16 protein-coding genes and 2 tRNA genes are annotated in these 20956 nt (G+C 62.8%); 6 read left to right on the plus strand and 12 right to left on the minus strand.

Features of this window, described 5'->3' with window-relative positions; all coding sequences use genetic code 11:
* Window positions 1-24 precede the first annotated feature (24 nt).
* From LB558_RS16690 to LB558_RS16700, 3 genes are all read right to left on the minus strand, one after another.
* Window positions 25-3390: an SPOR domain-containing protein gene (locus LB558_RS16690; RefSeq protein WP_224698553.1), complete on the minus strand. Its 3366-nt coding sequence runs from the start codon at window positions 3388-3390 to the stop codon at window positions 25-27.
* Window positions 3391-3493: 103 nt separating this feature from the next.
* The gene (gene argS, locus LB558_RS16695) at window positions 3494-5251 is read right to left on the minus strand and encodes an arginine--tRNA ligase (RefSeq protein WP_224698554.1); all 1758 of its coding nucleotides are present in this window, start codon (window positions 5249-5251) and stop codon (window positions 3494-3496) included.
* Between the two features lie 75 nt (window positions 5252-5326).
* Window positions 5327-6541 (minus strand): deoxyguanosinetriphosphate triphosphohydrolase, encoded by a 1215-nt coding sequence (locus tag LB558_RS16700; RefSeq protein WP_224698555.1) that lies wholly within the window; start codon window positions 6539-6541, stop codon window positions 5327-5329.
* 90 nt (window positions 6542-6631) lie between these two features.
* Between LB558_RS16700 and erpA the strand changes: the two genes are divergently transcribed.
* From erpA to LB558_RS16720, 4 genes are all read left to right on the plus strand, one after another.
* A complete protein-coding gene (erpA, locus tag LB558_RS16705) occupies window positions 6632-6979 on the plus strand; it encodes an iron-sulfur cluster insertion protein ErpA (RefSeq protein ID WP_013531288.1) in 348 nt (115 codons plus the stop codon).
* A 1-nt stretch (window position 6980) separates the two neighbouring features.
* Window positions 6981-7376, plus strand: coding sequence for a VOC family protein (locus tag LB558_RS16710; protein ID WP_224698557.1), 396 nt, complete (start codon window positions 6981-6983; stop codon window positions 7374-7376).
* A 16-nt stretch (window positions 7377-7392) separates the two neighbouring features.
* Window positions 7393-8187: an exodeoxyribonuclease III gene (xth, locus tag LB558_RS16715; RefSeq protein ID WP_127258708.1), complete on the plus strand. Its 795-nt coding sequence runs from the start codon at window positions 7393-7395 to the stop codon at window positions 8185-8187.
* Window positions 8188-8257: 70 nt separating this feature from the next.
* Window positions 8258-8575 (plus strand): hypothetical protein, encoded by a 318-nt coding sequence (locus LB558_RS16720; RefSeq protein ID WP_318011646.1) that lies wholly within the window; start codon window positions 8258-8260, stop codon window positions 8573-8575.
* A 49-nt stretch (window positions 8576-8624) separates the two neighbouring features.
* On the opposite strand, the gene LB558_RS16725 is transcribed toward LB558_RS16720, so the two are convergent.
* From LB558_RS16725 to LB558_RS16765, 9 genes are all read right to left on the minus strand, one after another.
* A complete protein-coding gene (locus LB558_RS16725; RefSeq protein WP_013531284.1) occupies window positions 8625-9464 on the minus strand; it encodes a tetratricopeptide repeat protein in 840 nt (279 codons plus the stop codon).
* On the minus strand, window positions 9451-11175 hold the full coding sequence (gene ilvD / locus LB558_RS16730; RefSeq protein WP_224698559.1) for a dihydroxy-acid dehydratase: 1725 nt from the start codon (window positions 11173-11175) through the stop codon (window positions 9451-9453). The genes LB558_RS16725 and ilvD overlap by 14 nt, the downstream gene beginning before the upstream one ends.
* Before the next feature lie 303 nt (window positions 11176-11478).
* Window positions 11479-12708: an OmpP1/FadL family transporter gene (locus LB558_RS16735; protein WP_224698560.1), complete on the minus strand. Its 1230-nt coding sequence runs from the start codon at window positions 12706-12708 to the stop codon at window positions 11479-11481.
* Window positions 12709-13065: 357 nt separating this feature from the next.
* The gene (locus tag LB558_RS16740) at window positions 13066-15849 is read right to left on the minus strand and encodes a valine--tRNA ligase (RefSeq protein ID WP_224698561.1); all 2784 of its coding nucleotides are present in this window, start codon (window positions 15847-15849) and stop codon (window positions 13066-13068) included.
* Window positions 15850-16069: 220 nt separating this feature from the next.
* On the minus strand, window positions 16070-16888 hold the full coding sequence (locus LB558_RS16745; RefSeq protein ID WP_224698562.1) for a PopZ family protein: 819 nt from the start codon (window positions 16886-16888) through the stop codon (window positions 16070-16072).
* A 215-nt stretch (window positions 16889-17103) separates the two neighbouring features.
* Window positions 17104-18495: a TolC family outer membrane protein gene (locus LB558_RS16750; protein WP_318011647.1), complete on the minus strand. Its 1392-nt coding sequence runs from the start codon at window positions 18493-18495 to the stop codon at window positions 17104-17106.
* A gap of 181 nt (window positions 18496-18676) precedes the next feature.
* Window positions 18677-19345, minus strand: a complete 669-nt coding sequence (locus LB558_RS16755) for a protein-L-isoaspartate O-methyltransferase family protein (RefSeq protein ID WP_224698564.1) — start codon at window positions 19343-19345, stop codon at window positions 18677-18679.
* 90 nt (window positions 19346-19435) lie between these two features.
* A tRNA-Cys gene (locus tag LB558_RS16760) sits at window positions 19436-19509 on the minus strand.
* 261 nt (window positions 19510-19770) lie between these two features.
* Window positions 19771-20028 carry a hypothetical protein gene (locus tag LB558_RS16765; protein WP_024503836.1) on the minus strand — a complete coding sequence of 86 codons (258 nt, stop codon included), beginning with the start codon at window positions 20026-20028 and terminating at the stop codon, window positions 19771-19773.
* A 223-nt stretch (window positions 20029-20251) separates the two neighbouring features.
* Here LB558_RS16765 and LB558_RS16770 point away from each other — a divergent pair.
* Window positions 20252-20326, plus strand: a tRNA-Asn gene (locus tag LB558_RS16770).
* A gap of 332 nt (window positions 20327-20658) precedes the next feature.
* Entirely contained in the window at window positions 20659-20907 is a 249-nt protein-coding gene (locus LB558_RS16775; RefSeq protein WP_224698565.1) for a hypothetical protein, read from the plus strand.
* The last annotated feature ends 49 nt before the right edge of the window (window positions 20908-20956 follow it).

Here is a 20956-nt window from a genome sequence, read left to right on the forward strand (position 1 = left end):
GGCTTTAATTGGTTGGCTCAGGCTTTAGCGCGAGACGAAGCAGTTGCCGCCGGCGGCCTTGTAGCTGGTGCACAAATTGATGGCGTCATTGCGGGACTGAGCCGGAACGCGCACGCGGTAGAACGTGCCTTTGCCGGCGATCTCGGCCTTGACGATGTTGGCGGTACGTCCGGCAAGCACGCTGCCATAGCGGCGCTGCAGATCCTGATAGCTGGACTGGGCGCTTTCGACGGTCGGCTGCGAGGCGATCTGCATCGACCACGAGCCACCGCCGGCCGCGGTCGATGCCGGATCGATGGACGCAACCTGATCGGGCTTGACCTCGCCGACGACATCGACCGGCTGGTCGGACGGACGCTGCGGCGCGAGCGGAACCTTTGCCGGCGTGTTGGCCGATTGGGCCTCGGCCTTCGGCTTGGCCACCGGCTTGAGGGCCGGCTCGTCGTCCGTCTGGGCGGCGGCAGGCGCCACGGTGCCGGTCTGGTCCGCATCGGCTTGCGCCGCCGGGGCAACATGCTGCGGCGCCGGATCGACCGGCTCGGTAGCGGCCACTTGCGGAGCGGCGGGCGCCGCCGGATCTTCACGCGGCACCAGCGAACCGTCCGACTTGACCACCATGGTCCTCACCTTGCGCGGCGCAACGGCGACGACATCGGCATTTGTGCCCTTGTCGGCATCCTGCAGCACCTGCGCGATGCGGTCCTCGGACTTGGGCGCTGGCGCCGTATTGTCAGCCGAAGCGGCGTCGGCCATCGGCGCGGCATTGCCGACATCGGTTCCAGCGGCGGCTGCATTCTGGCCCGGCGAAAGACCGATGGCGCGCGCTGGGTCCTTCGCCTGCACGTCCACCGGCTCTTCGGTGTTGGTAACCAGCTTTTCCTGGACCGGCTCGGCCTGCTTTGCGCCCCTGACCGCGTCGTAGACCTTGTTGTCCTGGTTGGGCACCACGGCGCCGCCCGGATTCTCCGGCTTGACCTTAATCGGCGCGTTGTCGGCCTTGACGATGACAGGAGCTTCGCTGCCGCCCTTGCCGCCAAAGGACAGCGCAAAGGCACCGAGACCGCCCGCGACCGCGACCGCGCCGACAATGGCGGCGGTGAACAGGCCGCGTCCGCGCGACGGCCTCGCGGCCTCACGCTCGCCGAGCCCCGGAACAGCCATAGCCTCGTCGAGTTCGGGATCGTAGTCGAGTTCGTCGACGGTGAAATCGTCGGCCTGGGAAACCGGCTGGCTCCCTGGCAGACTGTCGAGGTCGAAGCCAGAGGCGTCGGCATAACCCGTGGGCGCCGCCGCGCGGGCAGACATGTCCATCGGCCGCGCCGCATAGGTCCGCGCTTCCGGCTCATAGCCCGACTTAGCACTGTCATAGCCCGGCTTGAGGCTGTCATAGCCCGGCTTGAAGCCCGCGGCATAGGAGTCATCATCGTAAGATGCGCCGGCCACGTTGCCTGTGGGGGCGGCAGCGACCTCCACCGCGTTCATCTCGGAGAGAAGGCTGGAGAACTCGGCATCGAGATCGTCGTAGCCAGGCGATGCCGGCTGGTCTTCCTCGAAGTGCAGCTCGGGAATATCGAGATCGTCCGCCAGCGCCACGACACGCTCGGGCACATCGACCGTCTCGACATCGGGCATGTCTTCGTAACGCTCCGGCTGGCGCGATTGCGGCGCCGATACTGGGGCAGCGGGAGCCCCGGTCTCGACCGGCTCGGACGAACGATAGGACGTCATGGCGGCGACTGCCGGCGCTGCGGCCACGGATGCCATCGAAGCGGCCGGCTGAGCGCTAAACGCAGGCTGAGCGCTAAACGCAGGCTGAGCGCTAAACGCAGGCTGCGCGCTGAATGACGGCTGCTGCGGAACCGGCGTCACGCGGCTCCACGAACGCGTCGGCTCTGTCGGCTGGGAACGCTCGGCAAGCCAATCGAGAGAATCCGCCGAATTGTCCCGGGGAGCGGCTTCGTCACGCGGATCAAGGCCCTGGGCCAAAGCGGCGTCCAACGCCTCATCGTCGAAATCGACATCGCCAATGGTGTCCGAGTTCGGATCCTGGGGTTCATCAAGCATAAGATCGTCAATATCCGCAGCGGCCGCTTGCGCCGTGCCAACATGCCGATTCTGCTCAGGTGTGGATTCGTCAAGATCCCAGTCGAGGTCGCCGACAAGGTCGGCCGGTTCCTCGGCGGGCTCGGCAACAGGCGGCAGAGCAGCGACAGCCGGCTGAGCCGTGACAGGCTCGCTGGCCACCGGCGCCGTGCGCGCCGTCATGGCACCCAGCAGCGCATTCAACTCATCTTCCAGGCTCCGCTCGTCCGCGAGCGGGGCGTGCACCGCCGGCGCAACATTGGCTTCTGGCGCCGCCGGCTGGGCCGTAGCGGCAGCAACCTCGGCGACCGGCTCTTCGACCGTTTCGGCGAACGTATCGTCGAAGTTCAGGTCGAAAGCATCGTCCGACAGGCCTTTAGGGTTGGAAATCTCGCCTGTTGAGTCCGCCGCATCGGCAAGCACTTCATGCGCTTCCGGCTCGTTGAAGGCGGTCGGCTCATCCGCACGAACGTCGAAATCCATGTCGACATCAGCCATGGCATCGTCGAAATGGCCGGCAAAGCTCTCGTCGGAGATTGCCTGGCCGTCACGCGCCGCCGCCTGTTCCGGCATGGCATGCTCGACGGGATCGGCGGCCATGAATGACTGTTCCGCTGCCGAATGGTCGTCGAGCATCAGCTCGTCTTCAAGCGACACTGCCACCGCATCGTCGAATTCGTCATCGGAGGCAACTGGCTCGACAGAAGCGGGCGTGTCGGCAACGGCGTACTGGGCCTCTTCCGCTCCCTCATCGATCCGAAGGTCCTGGTCGAGCGAGGCGGCAAGCTCGTCCGCCATCGACTGATCGTCCTCGAAGGGAGACACGTCCTCAAGCGAACCGGCGACGGCATCGCCAAAATCAGACGCGAAAGCCGGCTCGACGGACGGCGCGGCTTCAGCTGCGACCACATGGGTGGCGCTGGCGACGTGGTCGTCGATCTCAGCCATGTCCAGTTGGAAATCGTCGTCGAGCGACACCGAAAGCTCGTCGTCCATCGCGCTGGCGTCAGCCGCTTCGAATGCCGGCTCATGCACGAAGCTCGGCTCATGAGTCTGCTGAGCCTGAACAACCGGAGCGGCGTCGCTGTCGTCAGCGCCGAACTCGCCCATCATTTCCTTCTCGAGGTCGATATCGAAATCGCCCTCTTCGAGCCCGTGACCGGCGGCTGGGGCCTGCGGTTGGGCGGGCGACTGCGGCCTGACCGGCTGGCGCGGGTCGAATCCCATGATCCTGGTCAATTCCGCGAACGGATCATCGTCAGCGATGTCGTTGTTGTCGGCTACTCTCAGCTGGGTTCTGTCTGCCATTATTGTTCCCGAACTCGCACTCATTCGGACGCCATGGACGTCGCGTAGGGTTGGCCCTTACCAGCGCAATGTGGGCAAAAGGTGACAGGTTATTTAGTCAAACCTAACGCATTTCGGTGGGCGCGGCGGCCCCGATCAACGTCAGACCGGACGTCAAAACGTCCGAAACAGCCTGCACCAGCCCTAGTCTGGCATGCGTCAATTGTCGGTCGTTAACCTTAACAAAACGTAAGTCCGGATTATCCGTGCCACGGTTCCAGTGTCCGTGGAAGCTGGAAGCCAGATCATAGAGGTAGAATGCCAGTCGATGCGGCTCGAGCGCAAGGGCGGCGGACTCGATCAGGCGCGGGTATTCGGCAAGCTTGCGGATCAGGCCGATCTCGCCCTCGTCGGTCAGCAATGCCGCGGCTGAGGCCAGGCTGTTGCGGTCGAAATTGGCTTCGCCCAGTTGCTCGCTCGCCTGCCGGAACACCGAATGGCAGCGCGCCGAGGCGTACTGGACATAGAACACCGGATTGTCCTTGGACTGCTCGGTCACCTTGGCAAAATCGAAATCAAGCGGCGCATCGTTCTTGCGATAGAGCATCATGAAGCGGATCGCGTCGCGGCCCACCTCCTCCACCACTTCGCGCAACGTCACGAAATCGCCCGACCGTTTCGACATGCGCACCGGTTCGCCCTCGCGAAACAGCTTGACCAGATTGCACAGCAGGACAGTGAGCTTCACCTCGTCGCCGGCAATCGCCCGCGCCAAGGCTTCCAGCCGTTTGACATAGCCGCCATGGTCGGCGCCGAGCACATAGATCAGGTCGACGAAGCCGCGATCGACCTTGTCCTTGAGATAGGCGACGTCGGCGGCGAAATAGGTGAACGAACCATCGGACTTGACCAGCGCCCGGTCCATGTCGTCGCCGACCGCGGTCGAGCGGAACAGCGTCTGCTCGCGGTCCTCCCAATCGTCGGGTTTTTCGCCCTTGGGCGGCGGCAGCTTGCCCTTGTAGATATGGCCCTTCAGCGTCAGATCGTTGATCGCCGAGCGGATCTTCCTGGCATTGTCGGCGTGCAGCGTGCGCTCGGAGAAGAACACGTCGTGATGCACGTTGAGCATCGCCAGGTCCTCGCGGATCATCGCCATCATCGCATCGATGGTGCGATCCTTGACGATGGCGAGCGCCTCGTCATCGGGCATCTGCAGAAGCGAGCGGCCGAATTCCGTGACCAGCGCCTGGCCGACAGGCACCAGGTAATCGCCGGGATAGAGACCGCCAGGTATTTCACCGATATCGTCGCCCAGCGCTTCGCGGTAACGCAGGAATGCGGAACGGCCGAGCACGTCGATCTGCGAGCCGGCGTCGTTGATGACGTATTCCTTGGTCACGTCGTAACCGGCGAAGGCCATCAGATTGGCAAGCGCGTCGCCGACGACAGCACCCCGGCAATGGCCGACATGCATCGGCCCGGTCGGATTGGCCGAGACATATTCGACATTGGTCTTCCTGCCGCCGCCGACCGTAGAGCGGCCATAGCTGCGGCCCTCGCCGAGCAGTGCGGTCAGATGTGCCTGCCAGAAGCCGTCCTTCAGCCTGAGATTGACGAAACCGGGGCCGGCCACCTCTGTTCCCGCGACATCCTTGTCGTCGCGCAGCGCCTGCGCCAGCCTTTCGGCCAGCGCGCGCGGGTTCTGGCCGGTCGGCTTGGCCAGCACCATCGCCGCATTGGTCGCCAGGTCGCCATGGCTGGCGTCGCGCGGCGGCTCGACGGCGATGCGCGACAGGTCAGGCGAAACACCATCTTTGTCTTTCAGATCAAGCGCTTCGACGGCTCTTGTGATTCGCGCGGTGAAATCGGCGAAGATGTTCATTTGTGTGACTCTGGGGTCTGGCTCTGGCGGCTTTGCAGCGAATCCGGCTCGTTGGCCGGCAAAATCGAGCCCGCCCTAGCCCAATTCAGGCGTATGGTCAAACAAACGCCGGTGCTCCTTGAGCGCGTAGGTGTCGGTCATACCCGCCAGGAAGTCGGCGACGCTGCGCGCCTTGATGCGATCATCGGCCCGATCCAGCCCCTCACGCCAGCCATCCGGCATGGCGCGCGGATCGGCGAAATAGGCGTCGAACAGATCCTTGACGATCTGCTCGGCATCAGCGCGCACCCGCATAACTTCCGCGTGCCGGTAGAGGTGCTTGTACAGAAAGGCCTTCAGTTCTTTCTCCAAGGCAGCCATTTCGGCCGAGAAAACCACCATCGTCTCACCAGCCGCCCTCACCGCATCGGCGCTCCGCGGCCTGATGCGATCGAGATTGGCGGTCGTCGACTTGATCACGTCCTCGACCATGGCGGTTATCTGCCGCCGCATCAGCTCGTGGCCGGTGCGCACGGCATCGAGGGAGGGATAGCGTGCACGAACGCCTTTCAGGATGGTTCCCGGCAGCGAAACCGTCTCCAGCATGTCCAGCGTCAGCAGCCCTGCCCTCAAACCGTCGTCGATGTCATGCGTGTTGTAGGCGATATCGTCGGCGATCGCCGCGCATTGCGCCTCTACGCCGGCGAACCGGTCGAGTTCGAGATCGTGCAGTTCGGAATAATCACGGATCGCCTGGGGCACCGGTCCTTTCAGACCCTTGCCGTTGGCATCCGTCAGCGGCCCATTGTGCTTGACCAGGCCTTCCAGCGTTTCCCAGGTCAGGTTGAGCCCGTCGAATTCTGCGTAGCGCGCCTCCAGCCTTGTCACGATGCGCAGCGATTGCGCGTTATGGTCGAAGCCGCCCCAGGCGGCCATCTTCTCGTTCAGCGCGTCCTCGCCGGTGTGGCCGAAGGGCGTGTGGCCGAAATCATGCACCAGCGCCACCGCCTCGGCCAAATCCTCGTCGCCGCGCAGCGCACGTGCCAGGGCGCGCGCAATCTGCGCCACTTCGATCGAATGGGTCAGCCGGGTGCGGTAGTGGTCGCCTTCATGCGCGATGAAGACCTGCGTCTTGTGCTTCAGCCGGCGGAAGGCCGTCGAATGGATGATGCGGTCACGGTCACGCTGGAATGGCGTGCGGGTCGGGCTTTCCACCTCGTCGAACAGCCGTCCGCGCGAGTTTGCCGGATCGCAGGCATAGACGGCGCGTGGCCGATAGCCGAATCCGATGTCGCCCAACTCATTGGTCATGGCTGATGCTGCCGCGTTTGACTTAGCCAGGTTGACTTGGCCCCTCGCGCTTCATACCTATCATGTGAAACCGAAAGCAAGGTGACGCCCATGGGCGCTGATGCCAAGACTGCCATGAAAGTCGATATGACCGAGGCCGCCGCCAAGCGGATCGCCAGGATTGTTTCGAACGAGGCCGGCAAGACGGCGCTGCGCGTTTCGGTCGAAGGCGGTGGTTGCTCGGGCTTCTCCTACAAGTTCGATCTGGTCGATACGCGCAACGACGACGACGTCGCCATCGAGAAGGACGGTGCCACCGTGCTGATCGACGACCTGTCGCTGGTCTATATGGGCGGCTCAGTAATCGATTTCGTCGACGATCTGATGGGTCAGTCGTTCCAGATCCGCAATCCGAACGCCGTCGCCTCCTGCGGCTGCGGCACGAGTTTCTCCATATAGAATGCCTGCTATCGGTGCGGTCCGTCAGATCGCGCTGTCGGCTGGCCGTGACCTCGACGTGACGCTGGCTTTCTGGCGCGATGTACTCGGAATGGCCGTCCATGCACGCTTCGATCCGCCGGGCATCGCCTTCATCATGGCCGGAGAAATCAGGCTGCTGTTCACCGACGGCGTACCGGCCGGAACCGTCTATCTCGACATATCGGGCCTTGATCAGTTCCATGCCTCGGCTGCTGCCGCCGGCGTGCCCTTCACCGCGCCGCCAACGCTTGTCCATCGCGACACGGAGGGCCAGTTCGGCCCAGCTGGGGAAAGCGAATGGATGGCCTTCCTAAAGGACCCCGCGGGCAATACGATCGGCCTGGTCGAACGCCATCCGCCGCCAGAACCCAGCTAACAGCATCGAGACCGACATGAAGATCGTCACCTGGAACATCAACGGTGTCCGCGCCCGCATCGGCAACCTCACCCATTGGCTGACCGAGAGCGCGCCCGATATCGTCTGCCTGCAGGAGATCAAGTCGGTCGACGAGCAATTCCCGCGCGCCGAGATCGAGGCGCTTGGCTACAATGTCGAAACCCACGGCCAAAAGGGTTTCAACGGCGTCGCCCTGCTGTCGAAGCTGCGCTTCGACGAGGTGATCCGAGGCCTGCCCGGCGACGATGCCGACGAACAGGCACGTTTCATCGAAGGGGTTTTCTCGACCGACAAGGGCGCGCTGCGCGTTGCCTCGCTCTATCTGCCGAACGGCAATCCGATCGATGACGAGAAGAAGTTTCCTTACAAGCTGTCCTGGATGGCGCGGCTGGAGCGTTGGGCCGAAGAACGGCTGCGACTGGAGGAGGCTCTGGTGCTCGCCGGCGACTACAACGTCATTCCCGAGCCGATCGACGCGCGGTTTCCGGAGAACTGGCTGGGCGACGCGCTGTTCCAGCCGCAGACGCGACAATCCTTCCGGCGGCTGCTCAACCTTGGTTTCACCGAGGCGGTGCGCGCGGTCACCGACGCGCCCGACACATACACATTCTGGGACTATCAGGCCGGCGCCTGGCAGAAGAACAACGGCATCCGCATCGACCATCTGCTTTTGTCGCCGGAAGCCGCCAACCGGTTCTCATCGGCCTCGATCGAAAAGCATGTGCGTGCCTGGGAAAAGCCGTCCGATCACGTCCCGGTGGCGATCGATCTCGCGCTTCAGCCGGCCTGAGAGAGCCCTCGCCAGGCAGGTCTGCGCTGGACCTCATATAGCCACATTCCGGCGCTTGATGGGGATCAGCATGGCGGCAGGGGTTCCCATGACCATTCGATTTTCTCTTTGTCCGATCGGCCTGGCATTTGCCGTGGCCGCTCCTGCGGCGGCATTTGCCGACCAGGAATGCCTGGCCAACGGAAAATCCTACCAGCTTGGCCAGGTCGCCTGCCTGACGGTTGCCGACCGGAGCCATCTGGCCCGCTGCGACATGGTGCTCAACAACACCTCGTGGACCAAGATCGGGGATAGCTGCCCGGAAAACACGCTGGCGCCACACCCCCATGTCACGCCGATCTCAACGCCGGCGCCCAGCATGGTGCCGACGGAGCCGATCGAAAACTGATCACGACCGAAAATCGAGTGCTGCTGCTGAAGCTGACGCGGCCGCGAGACTACTGATCCGCGTTGTTGCCCTTGGTGAGGATATCATCGGCCAGCGAGATGGCGGTGCGTCGGTCGGCCTCGCCGGCGGTGGCAAATGCCTCTTCCTGCATGCCGCGGATCCAGGGCTGGTCAGCCGGCGACGCGCGTTCGAGCGCTGCCGTCATCATCGCCAGGCCGCGAACGATCTTACCGCTCTGGAACAACAGATGGCCCAGTGTCGCCTGTGCACCGGCATGGCCTTTCTCGGCGGCGAGCTGGAACCAGCGCCCGGCCTGCTTGACGCTGGCCTTCACGCCGCCCTCGCCCTTCAGGAACATCTGCCCCATTTCGAACTGCGCGTTCGGATTGCGGTAGTTGGCGGCGGCGCGCATGTAATATTCCTGGGCCGCCACCTCGTTCTCGGTGACCGGGCTGCCGGGAATGCCCGTGCGCAAATAGTCGCCAAGCGCCACCAGCGCGTCGGAGACATAGCTTTCCTCAGGCGAGCCGGGCTCGACATCCTGGTCGACGATCTCGGAGAAGAACTTGAACGCCTCATAGTCGTCGCGCGCCACGCCGTCGCCCTCGGCATACATGCGGGCAAGCTTCCAGGTGGCGCCGATCTGGCCGTTTTCGGCGGCGTATTTGTAGGCCTCGGCGGCCTGTTCCTTGTGGCCGTTCTTGTAGGCGGAGAAGCCGAACTGGAACACCGCCCACGGGCTGGATTGCGGCTTCACCCCGGTCTTGTCGTCGAACACCTTGTCGTCGAAGGCCATGGCCTGGCCCACGGCGCCAAAGGTCGCGCCAAACGTGGCGGCCACGACCAGTGCCGAAAAGACAGACGACCTCAACAACTCAGATGTCCGCATAACAGTGTGTTTCTTTCGCACCGCCTGGATGGGTCACCGCGCCATCGCGCGCCGGCCCTACCGTCTGTGCATATTTCCATATCGCGCCCGACTGATAATCGGTCGCGCGCGCCTTCCATGTCTTTGCCCTCGCCGCCAGTTCGCTATCGGACAACGCCACGTCGATCATGCCGTTCACCGCGTCGATCGAGATCACGTCACCATCCCTGAGCAGTCCGATCGGGCCGCCCACGGCTGCTTCAGGGCCGACATGGCCGATGCAGAAACCGCGCGTCGCGCCCGAGAAGCGCCCGTCGGTGATCAGCGCCACCTTGCCACCCATGCCCTGGCCGTAAAGAGCTGCCGTCGTCGACAGCATCTCGCGCATGCCGGGGCCGCCGCGCGGTCCTTCGTAGCGAATGACGAGTACCTCGCCTTCCCTGTAATTGCGCTGCGTCACCGCCTCGAAACATTCCTCTTCCGAATCGAAGCAGCGTGCCGGGCCGGAGAACTTCAACTCCGCCATGCCCGCGACCTTCACGATCGCGCCTTCGGGGGCAAGGTTTCCCTTCAAGCCCACGACACCGCCGGTTTGGGTAATGGGTGTGTTGGCCGGGCGGACCACATCCTGATGCTCATTCCAGACAACGTGCTGCATGTTTTCGGCCAAAGTGCGGCCAGTCACGGTCATGCAGTCACCATGCAGATAGCCGTGGTCGAGCAGCGTCTTCATCAGCAGCGGAATGCCGCCGGCCTCGAACATGTCCTTGGCGACATATTTACCGCCCGGCTTGAGGTCGGCGATGTAAGGCGTCTTCTCGAAGATCTTGGCCACGTCGAACAGGTCGAACTTGATGCCGGCCTCATGGGCGATCGCCGGCAGATGCAGTGCCGCGTTGGTCGAACCGCCGGTGGCCGAGACCACGGTCGCCGCATTCTCCAGCGCCTTCAGCGTGACGATGTCGCGCGGCCGGATATTTTTCGCAATCAGTTCCATGATCTTTTCGCCCGAGGCGAAATTGAATCGGTCGCGCATTTCATAGGGTGCAGGCGCGCCGCAGGAATAGGGCAGCGCCAGGCCAATCGCCTCGGCAACGGTGGCCATGGTGTTGGCGGTGAATTGGGCGCCGCAGGAGCCGGCCGACGGGCAGGCCGCCTGCTCGATTTCGAGAAGTTCGGCATCATCGATGGTGCCTACCGAGTGCTGGCCAACCGCCTCGAACACATCCTGCACGGTGATCTGGCGACCGCGATAGCTGCCAGGCAGGATCGAACCGCCATAGATGAAGATCGACGGCACGTTGAGCCGCACCATGGCCATCATCATGCCGGGCAGCGACTTGTCGCAACCGGCCAGCCCGACCAGCGCATCGTAGCAATGGCCGCGCATGGTGAGTTCGACCGAATCGGCGATGACCTCGCGCGACACCAGCGACGACTTCATGCCCTGGTGACCCATGGCGATGCCGTCGGTGACGGTGATGGTGCAGAATTCGCGCGGCGTGCCGCTGGCGGCAGCGACGCCCTTCTTGACCACCTGCGCCTGGCGCATCAGCGAGATGTTGCAGGGCGCCGCCTCGTTCCAGCAGGAGGCGACACCGACCAGCGGCTGCGCAATCTCGGCCGCCGACAAACCCATGGCATAGAGATAAGAACGATGCGGCGCACGCGCCGGACCGACGGTCACATAGCGGCTGGGGAGCTTAGCCTTGGAGATGACTTTGGCGTCCATACTCTTCCTTGCCCCATCTTCCCTGCAAATGGGGCGGAGCGGCCTGCCCCCTCGCCGAGCCTTTTGGCGCGTGTCCCGAGACAAGATCGAGGTGCGCCGGGTTTATGGCGGGAAATGGGCAATTTCCTCAGCCCGGCTTCCAGCGCAGGGGTTGTTCAGGAAGTGTTGCCAAAACGTCACAATAGCAGGAGGCGAAGGCGGTACGGACTCTCTGCAATCGAGCTTATGTTTGGCATGCCCAAGGCCCGCCCAAAATGAAAAAGGCCGGGTATTGCCCGGCCTTTTTCCAGAATTGTCAGTCGCTTAGAACTTGATCTTGATGCCGCCGGAAATTGCCGTGACCAGATCGTTGCCAAAATCGTAGCTGCCATCCACGCCTGCGACATAGCCGTTCTCACCCGCCAACTCCCCCGAATGGCCGCTGGTCAGCACACCGACCGCCCCTGCCAGACGAACCTCGATATTCGGCGTGGGCGTATAAGCAACGCCGCCACCCAGCGTCCAGGTATCGGTCTGTGCACCATAGCCATGTGACGTACCACGATCCCAGGAAAGCTGGCCAGCGGCACTCCACTGATCGTTGAACTTGTGGCCGACACCACCTGAAACGGTCCAGCCATCTCGGTACATCAGGTCGAGCGAAGTCACAGCAACCGGTGAACCCGTGACGCATGACGATGCCGGAAAGCCCACTGGGCAGATCGGGACGCTTTGCAGCAAGCTCCAGTTGACCCACTTGATCGAGCCGAAAGCGAGCCAGCCGGGCGCGATGCCTGACTGCAGTTTCAACTCCACCGAGTCCGGCATGTACTCCGTCGCACCGAAGATCGGTATAATTTGCCCGCCGACACTGGTGAGATCGAGCGTTCCCGAGATATTGTCGAGCTTGACTTTCGAATTGTAGACGAGGCTCGCGCGCAACGCGATGTCGGGGATTTCGTAGGCGACGCCGGCTCGCCAACCCCAGCCGTTGGCCTCCAGGTCGACGCGGCCGATCGGTGACGGCCCAAATGGATTGAAACCCACCAAGCTTTCCTTGAAGCCTGAAATTTCCTGGTAGAACAGGCCGCCGATAAAACGGAGCTGGCCCTTGCCGACATCGAACTTGTAGGAGCAGGTGCCGGCGTAGTTGTTGCTCTTGATATCCGTTTCGACGTTGGAAAACGCGCCGTTCCACGACGCCCCGGGGGCTGTGTGCGCGCCCCATGGCTGTGAATAGTCAACCATGCAATCGACGCCCTGCACAACCTGGACCTTGGCTCCGATGCGCGGAACCCAATAGCCCTCGGCGCCATCGGCCGTGGAATTGAGGAAATTAAAGCCGGCTGGCCCAGTTGCATTCTTGTACTTGCGATCCGGCATGACATAGGTCGCTTCAGCTTCCGTAGCGAACGGCGCCGGATCGAACAACAGGTCGATATCGTAGCCGCCGCGCTCCAGGCCGCCGGCATGTGCCGAGTTCATCGCCGTCCCGATCAAAGTCAGCGAAAAGCAGCCCGCCCCCAGCAGCGCTTTCAGTCGCAGAATAGTCATGAAATGTCCTCCCCGAATTCGAGTGCATCAAGCTAGAACCAATTCAGGTTAACGGTGCAACAACGAATTCAAGGGCGTACATGTACACATTCGCCAGACGCATTTTCGACAAAATGCAACCGGATGCGGCAAGGCCGAAAAACGGTCCGTGATGGCGGATATGCTTCCAAAAAACAGAGGAAACCCATCCAAAAAGGTTCGAAAACAGCGTTTTTCGAGGTCCGGGAACCCCATTGTTACATTATGGCAACAATGGGGCTAAAACTTCCGTTTACGTCAAAATTAACGCAACGGCATGCTGATTTTCGAGGTGGAAAACCAGCATTTTAGAGAGGGCTAAGTCTCGCGAATCTACCCTCAGCCGGCGTCGCGAACCCTGACCAACGCGACCGACAGCTTGTCCTGCGCATCGCGGTATTCGGCGAGCTTTTCACGCTCGGCATCGACGATCTCGGCGGGCGCGCTGGCGACGAACCTTTCGTTCGACAGCTTCTTGTGCAGGCGCGCGATCTCTTCGGTCACCTTGGCCAGTTCCTTCTGCAGCCGTGCAGCCTCGGCGGCGAGGTCGATCAGGCTGCCAAGCGGCAGGCAGATCGTCGCCTCGTTGAGCACGATCTGCGCCGAACCTTTGGGCGCGACATCGGCAAGCGAGATGTCGCCGACCCGCGCCAGCCGCTTGATCGCCGAATCCTCGCGAACGAGGCGCTCGCGTGTCACATCGTTGGCGCCCACCACGACGAGCGGTGCAATGGCTGCCGGCGGCACGTTCATCTCCGAACGCACCGAGCGGATGCCGGAGACGAGGTCGACCAGCCAATTGATGTCTGCTGCGGCCTCGGCGTCTTCGAAATCCGGCGACGGCCACGCGGCATGGCACAGCAGCGAGGGGCGTTGCTTGCCTTCGCCAGCGGTCTGCGCCCACAGTTCCTCGGTCATGAACGGCATCATCGGATGCAGCAGCTTGTAGATCTCGTCGAGCACGAAGGCGACGCAGGCTCGGCTTTCGGCCTTGGCCGCTTCGTCGGCGCCCATGAACACCGGCTTCAGCAGTTCCAGGTACCAGTCGCAGAACAGGTTCCAGACGAAGCGGTAGGCAGCGCCCGCTGCCTCGTTGAAGCGATATGAGGTAATGCCGTCGGTGATCTCGCGCGCCGCCCGTGTCAGCTCGGTGAGTATCCAGCGGTTGACCGCCAGCTTGGCGTCGTTCAGCCAGAAATCATCATTGCGCGCGACCTCGTTCATCTCGGCGAAGCGCGTGGCGTTCCACAGCTTGGTGCCGAAATTGCGATAGCCGGCGATGCGCGCCGGGTCGAGCTTCACGTCGCGGCCCTGCGCCGCCATCACCGTCAGCGTGAAGCGCAGTGCATCGGCCCCGTATTCGTCGATGAGATCGAGCGGATCGATGACGTTGCCTTTCGATTTCGACATCTTCTGCCCGTTCTTGTCACGCACCAGCGCATGGACGTAGACGGTGTGGAACGGCTCCTCGCCCATGAAGTGCAGGCCCATCATCATCATGCGGGCGACCCAGAAGAAGATGATGTCGAAGCCGGTCACCAGCACGTCGGTCTGGTAATAGGTCTTCAGCTCGGGCGTCTCATCCGGCCAACCCAGCGTCGAGAACGGCCACAGCGCCGACGAGAACCAGGTATCCAGCACGTCCTCGTCACGGGTCAGAATCTCGCCCGGCTTGAAGTTCTCCAGCTTGTCCTCGACCCAGGCCTTCCACGGTCCTTCCAGCGCCAGATAGAATTCGATCGCAGCGCTCAGTGCCTCTTCCTCGGTCTTCTCGACGAAGACGCGCCCGTCCGGTCCGTACCAGGCCGGAATCTGATGACCCCACCAGAGCTGGCGCGAGATGCACCAGGGCTGGATGTTCTCCATCCAGTCGAAATAGGTCTTTTCCCAGTTCTTCGGCACGAAGTTCGTGCGTCCTTCGCGCACTGAAGCGATTGCCGGCTTGGCCAGTTCCGCCGCATTGGCATACCATTGCTCGGTCAGGAACGGCTCGATCGGCACGCCCCCGCGATCGCCATGCGGCACGGCATGGCGATGCGGCTCGACCTTTTCGAGGAAGCCGCCCTCTTCCATCAGCTCGACGATCTTCTTGCGCGCGACGAAGCGATCGAGGCCGTCGAGCTCGTCCCAGACAAGCTGGCGCTCCGGCGTCACCTCGATGCCGGCAAGGAAATCCTCATTATCCCTGAGGCTTACTGCCGCCTCCGTGGTCAGGATATTGATCGCCGGCAGCTTGTGGCGCTTGCCGACCTCGAAGTCGTTGAAATCGTGCGCCGGCGTGATCTTGACCGCGCCGGAACCTTTTTCCGGATCGGAATACTCGTCCGCCACCACGGGAATCCTGCGGCCGACGATCGGCAGGACGATGTTCTTGCCGACCAGATGCCGGAAGCGCTCGTCGTCGGGGTGCACGGCGACGGCCGTATCGCCCAGCATCGTCTCGGGACGAGTTGTCGCCACGGTGATGAAGGTTTTCGGGTTTTCCGAATCGAAGGTTTCGCCCTCGATGGGGTAGCGGAAGTGCCAGAGATTGCCATTGACCTCCTGCTGCTCGACCTCGAGATCGGAGATCGCGGTGAGCAGCTTGGGGTCCCAGTTCACAAGGCGCTTGTCCTTGTAGATCAGCCCTTCCTTGTAGAGCGTGACAAACACTTCGAGCACGGCCTTGGACAGGCCTTCGTCCATGGTGAAGCGTTCGCGTGACCAGTCGGCCGAGGCGCCGAGCCGCTTCAACTGGTTGAAGATCGCGCCGCCGGATTCGGCCTTCCACTCCCACACTTTCTCGATGAACTGTTCGCGGGTCAGGTCGCGGCGATGGATCTGCTTTTCCATCAGCTGCCGCTCGACCACCATCTGCGTGGCAATACCGGCATGGTCCATGCCCGGCTGCCAGAGCACGTTCTTGCCGCGCATGCGCTCGAAGCGCACCAATATATCCTGCAGCGCGTTGTTGAGCGCATGGCCCATATGCAGCGAGCCGGTGACGTTCGGCGGCGGGATGACGATGGTGAAGGCTTCCGCCCCCTCCTCGGCCCCGGCACCGGCGCGAAACGCGTCGGCCTCTTCCCAGACTTTGGCGATCTTCGGCTCGACGGTTTTGGCGTCGTAGGTCTTTTCAAGCATGGGAAAATGGTCCGCGCTGTCGGGAGTTTTGCTGGTCCGGTGTAAATCGGAAGGTTTTGGCCAAGTCAACCGCAAGGGCTGTCTCGGACCCTCACAACCAGATAGGCGCGGCCTTGGTCATTTCAACGGAAAGCGATCCGTCGTCCCGCCAACAAACGACTTCACCAAAAGAAACGGCGCCACGAAGGCGCCGTTTCTCCTGGGCGATGGGTATGGAGAACTACTGCGCCCCGCGCGCCACGCGCTCGATCTCCTCGCGTACCAGCCTTTCGACCAGTGTCGGCAGATTGTTGTCGAGCCAATCCTGCAGCATCGGCCGCAGCATCTCTTCGGCCATCTCGTCGAATGTCTTCTTGCTGCGGCTGGCAAACGCGTCGGAAAGCTCACCAAAGGCGGCGGCGACCTGCCGGCCGGTGTGCTCGGAAACGATCGCCGGACGCGGCGCGTCGCTGGCCGCCACCGGCCGCACCACGCTTGCATCCGGACGAGGCGGCTCGACGACCGGTTCCGCGGCCGGCTCGTCCCTGAGATTGTCCACCGGCGGCTGGGCAACCGTCTTGCGGGCCTCGCCCCTGTCCGGCACCGCCGCCCTCGCCTGCTCGCCAACCGCGGCGATCTCGCGCCGCCAGTCGGCAAGGTCGGCAGCAGGGACAGGACGCGATGCTGGTGCGTCGACCGCAGCCGGCTCGGCTGCAACGCGGGCGCTGACCTCGGCGAGTGTCATCAATGGCCTTGCCGAGGCGGGATCGGGGCGTACCGGCGTTTCCATGCGCGCAATCACCGGCTCGGCCGCCGGCAACTGCGCCTGGACTTCCGCCAGCGTGACCGGCTTCCTGACCTCGGGGGCAGCATGCAGGTCGGCACGGAATGCTTCCACATCAGGGGTCGCATAGGCGCTCGACGCGCGCTCCAGATCCTGGCTTAACTCATCGTCGCCCGGCTGCTTGCGGCCGCCGTCGCTGTCCTCGATGATCCGCCTGATGGAAGCCAGTATCTCTTCCATGGAAGGTTCGCGCTGTGCGCTGCTTGCCGTTGCCATCGTCACATCCGCCGCCCTTGTGACCCCTGTTGGGTTTTCCGCTCCGGCAGAGCCGGATCGAATCATGGCGACAGCGTAACCGACGGATCGCCGCACGAGAATCCCCAATCTGGGGACTTGTGGGATTTCAACAGATTAGCGCGATCTGAACCCGAGAGCCGCAGTACGAAAGATCCTGCTCAAACGAGCAACACGGCCAGTCCTGGCCGAACGCCTCAGCGGCCGTCCGGCGTGCGCAGGCCGTACCACTTGTCCTTGACCGCGTTGTAATGCTCTTCAGGCTTGTACTTCGCTACCTGCAAGCCTAGGCGGTCGACGGACAGACGGCCGGTCGCCTGCAGGATGGCGTAGCTCGCCACCACCACATCATGTTCGTAACCGGCCTGGTTGATCTGGGCGGTGATGACCGTCGCCTGCGCGTTGAGGACGTCGAGCGTGGTGCGCTGGCCGACATTGCGCTCTTCGATGACACCGTTCAGTGCCAGCTTCGCGGCCTCGATCACCTGCCTGTTCGCCGCCAACTGCTGCTGCGCGGCGGTATACTCGGTCCAGGCGGCGGTGACGGCCTGGCGCACCTGGTCGCGGCTGACATCGACCTGGATACGGGCCTGGCTGAGCGATTCCTTGTCCTGGCGCACGATCGCCGAGGTGCGGCCACCCGAATAGATCGGGATGGTCAGCGTTGCCCCGACACTGGCCGAATTGGTCGTGCCATCCTGCGAACCGACGCCCGGCAAAGGCGAGGTGTTGCGATAGGCGCTCGAAACGCCGGCGGAAGCCGACAGCTGCGGCAGCAGCGCGCCTTCGGCCGACTTCACCGAAAACGCCGCGGCGTCGACCAAATGCTGCGTGGCAAGGATAGCCGGATGCTCGTTCGAGGCCACCCCGACGGCGGCGGCGAGGCTCGACGGCAACAGCTTTGCCACCGGCGAAGCGCCCTTGAGCTTGCCCGGCTCGTCACCAACGATCTGGCGATATAGCGCCGCACTTGCCAGCGCCTGCGCCCGGGCAGCACTCAGCGACGCCACGGCGGCGGCGCGTGAAGCGTCGGCCTGGGCGACATCGGTGCGCGTGCCTTCACCAACTTCGAAACGCGAACGCGCCGCGCGTGCCGTTTCGGTCAGGAACTGCAGGTTCTGCTCGGTCAGCACAGCGACCTGCCGGTCGCGAATCACGTTCATATAGGCTTGGGCCGCGCTGAAAAGGATACCCTCTTCGGTGTTGCGCAGGCTTTCGACGGAAGCGCGGACCTGCGCTTCGGCGGCAGCGACGTTGTTCCTGGTCTGAAAGCCATCGAACAGCATCTGGTTTATCTGGACACCAAAATTACCGGTGGTCAGCCGCACGCTTGAATTGGTGCCGTTGAGATGGCTGCTTGAATAATCAATATCCGCCGAGCCGGTGACAATCGGGCGGTAGCCCGACTTGGCGATGGCGACACCTTCGTCGGTGACGCGAACGCCGGCGCGGGATGCATTCAGCGAAGAATTGTACTGATAGGCCTTTGCAAGCGCGCCGGAGATGCTTTCGGCCGAAGCGGCCAATGGGGACAGCATGGTCGCCGAAACGAGGACGGCGGTGAAAAGTGACTTGCGTAAAGACGGCACGGTTAAACCCTCATTCGTTTTCCATGGGAACCGCGCCGCGCCTGCTTCTCTCATTGATCAGCCGGCGCCGCGTGTTCGATGTTCCCTGCTGCTCACCCCAAAGTGCCCCCAGTCTGGCATCAGCAGCGATCGTTCAAATGCAAGCGACCATGACAAAGCCTCTCCTGCAAGGCCAAATCATTCAGAAGTCGAATGCACGAATGCGTTCAAACCCCGGTAGTGGCTTAATTGCCGCATTAAATGCACGTCTACCAGTTACAACCCCCCCGGCGTTGAAAAAAAGACGAGCCACGCCGGAATTGCCCTGCCCTTCGACGGCGACAAGGCGGCCGCCTTCGGCGAGCTGGTCCAGCAGCGTCACCGGCACTTCCGCGACGCTGCCACCGACAAAGATGACGTCATAAGGCGCCTTGGCGGCATGCCCCTGCGGCAATGCGCCCTGGACGACGGTCACATTGCCGCAGCCAAGAGACGAAAGCGTCGACCTGGCGATTTCCGCCAGCGCCGAATCACTTTCAAGCGCCACCACGGACCCGGCGAGCCGCGACAGGATGGCCGAGGCGTAGCCAGTTCCGCAGCCGACATCGAGCGCCGAATCGGTCGGGTTGATCTCGGCCAGCTGGATAAGCTTGGCCAGCGGCGATGCTTCCATCAGGTAGCGCGCGCCGTCCGCGCCGGCGGCAATGCGGATGTCCTCGTCTATATAGGCCAGATCGCGCTGGGCGGCGCCGACAAACATCTCTCTTGGGACGACAAGCATTGCATCGAGCAGCGGGGCGCTGGTCACATCGGTGGTGCGGACCTGGCCGTCGACCATTTTGACGCGTAGTTCGGAGAAATCAGCGCTCATGTCCCAACCAGTCCGCTTGCCGCGCCAGAACCGCGGTCCATTGTGTCAGGAACTTCAGGCCCCTGCGCTGCCGCGCGGGGGCCCGGGCATTGGAGGCCTCGCCCGGAATCGAACCGGGGTGCAAGGATTTGCAGTCCTCTGCGTAACCACTCCGCCACGAGGCCTCATTGCTCCCGGCGTTCCACCCGGTTCCAATAGGTTGCGGCGAAAATGCCGTCAAGCGGCCACCGTGCATTCCGACCGGTTTCCTCGCGTCAGTCCGACGGCATCCGGCAGGACCGGCCCTGACCGCGCCATTAGTGCGGGCAGCCTGTCGCCGCACGACAGGGCAAGGCTTGCCTCGGCCGCGGCGATTCTCGCCCAGATCCGTGAGGCTCTGGAAGAGCACGCCGCCCGCTGAACACCCCACCTTGCGCTCTCAGCGGTCAATCGGGCCGGCGACGCCGTTCCCACCAGACGACAAAGCGACGCCGGTGACGGCGAACCATGGCGAATTCATAGGACAGCACCAGCAGTCCAAGCGGAACCATCCAAAAGCCGAGGATCGGCAGGAAACCGAGGATGCCGCCGATGGTCAGCAGGATGCCGATCGTGATTCTGAGCCCGCGCGAGCGCGGCATTTTGAACTCGCGCCCGAAAACGGAGATTTTCCGCGCCGGCATCTGGTTGTCTTGTGCTGTCATCGTCCCGAAAAATTGACCCGTTTGATCGTTCGCTAGCCTACTGGAACCAAAGCCGCCGCCGCGCTTTCGGTTCCATATCCCTGCCAAGACGGCTAATATGAGGGCATCCGTCGACGATTGCGAGAAACGCCTGCGCGAAAAAGCCTCGGAAAAATGTGAAAAGCTCCTTTGCAAAGCCGAAAAGGGCAGCTATAGGCTGCGCCACTCACATAAGAGCCCCCGTTCCCCGGTAGCTCAGTGGTAGAGCAACCGGCTGTTAACCGGTTGGTCGCTGGTTCGAATCCGGCCCGGGGAGCCAATTTCTGCTCATAACCAATTGAAATTGCCAGGAACCGCCACACGACTTGCGGGCTTTCCTAGGTCCGATTGGATGGAAAGGCTCCTTGTGTCCGCATTTTTCGGAGCGAACCTCCGCTCGCACCTGCCCAATGGTCATTCTGATCAACCTCTCTCAGTTCCAAGGGCATGTAGAAGCGTTGAATGTTGCAAAGGCCGCATCGCCACCTGCCCGCATTATGGGCATGCATTAACGTCATATCGAGTTAACCGCACTGCCGGTCCCTTGTTCCCGTAGCAAGCCGAAAACCTGAATGCGTGGGGAACCGGGAACATCGAAGAGCGTTTTCTCGCATGCTCAAGAAGATCGCCCTCGCCGCCGTGTTGGTTCAGGTTGCCGCGTTTTCGGCTCTCATCACTCAGACGGTGCTGTTCGCGTCCGCGGCCACACAGGCCGCCAACGCGCAGTCCGATGACGCAGTCGCTGTCACCGCCGAGAAGGAACGGGACAAGCCGGCGCAGCCTGTTGGTGCCGACCAATGCCCAACGCGGGTTGTGGCGAGCAAGGTTTTCACGAGGAACGTAATTACGGCACAGCGATAGTTCGCCATCGATGCCGCCCATCCGTCGATCTCCCCAATTTAAGTCAGGG

Origin of the sequence: Mesorhizobium sp. CO1-1-8, from assembly GCF_020164875.1 — a bacterium.
Classification (GTDB): Bacteria; Pseudomonadota; Alphaproteobacteria; order Rhizobiales; family Rhizobiaceae; genus Mesorhizobium.

Coding starts and splice junctions, on each gene's coding strand:
- LB558_RS16690 (WP_224698553.1), bottom strand. CDS start 3,390: ATGGCAGACAGAACCCAGCTGAGAGTAGCCGACAACAACGACATCGCT.
- argS (WP_224698554.1), bottom strand. CDS start 5,251: ATGAACATCTTCGCCGATTTCACCGCGCGAATCACAAGAGCCGTCGAA.
- LB558_RS16700 (WP_224698555.1), bottom strand. CDS start 6,541: ATGACCAATGAGTTGGGCGACATCGGATTCGGCTATCGGCCACGCGCC.
- erpA (WP_013531288.1), top strand. CDS start 6,632: ATGGGCGCTGATGCCAAGACTGCCATGAAAGTCGATATGACCGAGGCC.
- LB558_RS16710 (WP_224698557.1), top strand. CDS start 6,981: ATGCCTGCTATCGGTGCGGTCCGTCAGATCGCGCTGTCGGCTGGCCGT.
- xth (WP_127258708.1), top strand. CDS start 7,393: ATGAAGATCGTCACCTGGAACATCAACGGTGTCCGCGCCCGCATCGGC.
- LB558_RS16720 (WP_318011646.1), top strand. CDS start 8,258: ATGGCGGCAGGGGTTCCCATGACCATTCGATTTTCTCTTTGTCCGATC.
- LB558_RS16725 (WP_013531284.1), bottom strand. CDS start 9,464: ATGCGGACATCTGAGTTGTTGAGGTCGTCTGTCTTTTCGGCACTGGTC.
- ilvD (WP_224698559.1), bottom strand. CDS start 11,175: ATGGACGCCAAAGTCATCTCCAAGGCTAAGCTCCCCAGCCGCTATGTG.
- LB558_RS16735 (WP_224698560.1), bottom strand. CDS start 12,708: ATGACTATTCTGCGACTGAAAGCGCTGCTGGGGGCGGGCTGCTTTTCG.
- LB558_RS16740 (WP_224698561.1), bottom strand. CDS start 15,849: ATGCTTGAAAAGACCTACGACGCCAAAACCGTCGAGCCGAAGATCGCC.
- LB558_RS16745 (WP_224698562.1), bottom strand. CDS start 16,888: ATGGCAACGGCAAGCAGCGCACAGCGCGAACCTTCCATGGAAGAGATA.
- LB558_RS16755 (WP_224698564.1), bottom strand. CDS start 19,345: ATGAGCGCTGATTTCTCCGAACTACGCGTCAAAATGGTCGACGGCCAG.
- LB558_RS16765 (WP_024503836.1), bottom strand. CDS start 20,028: ATGACAGCACAAGACAACCAGATGCCGGCGCGGAAAATCTCCGTTTTC.
- LB558_RS16775 (WP_224698565.1), top strand. CDS start 20,659: ATGCTCAAGAAGATCGCCCTCGCCGCCGTGTTGGTTCAGGTTGCCGCG.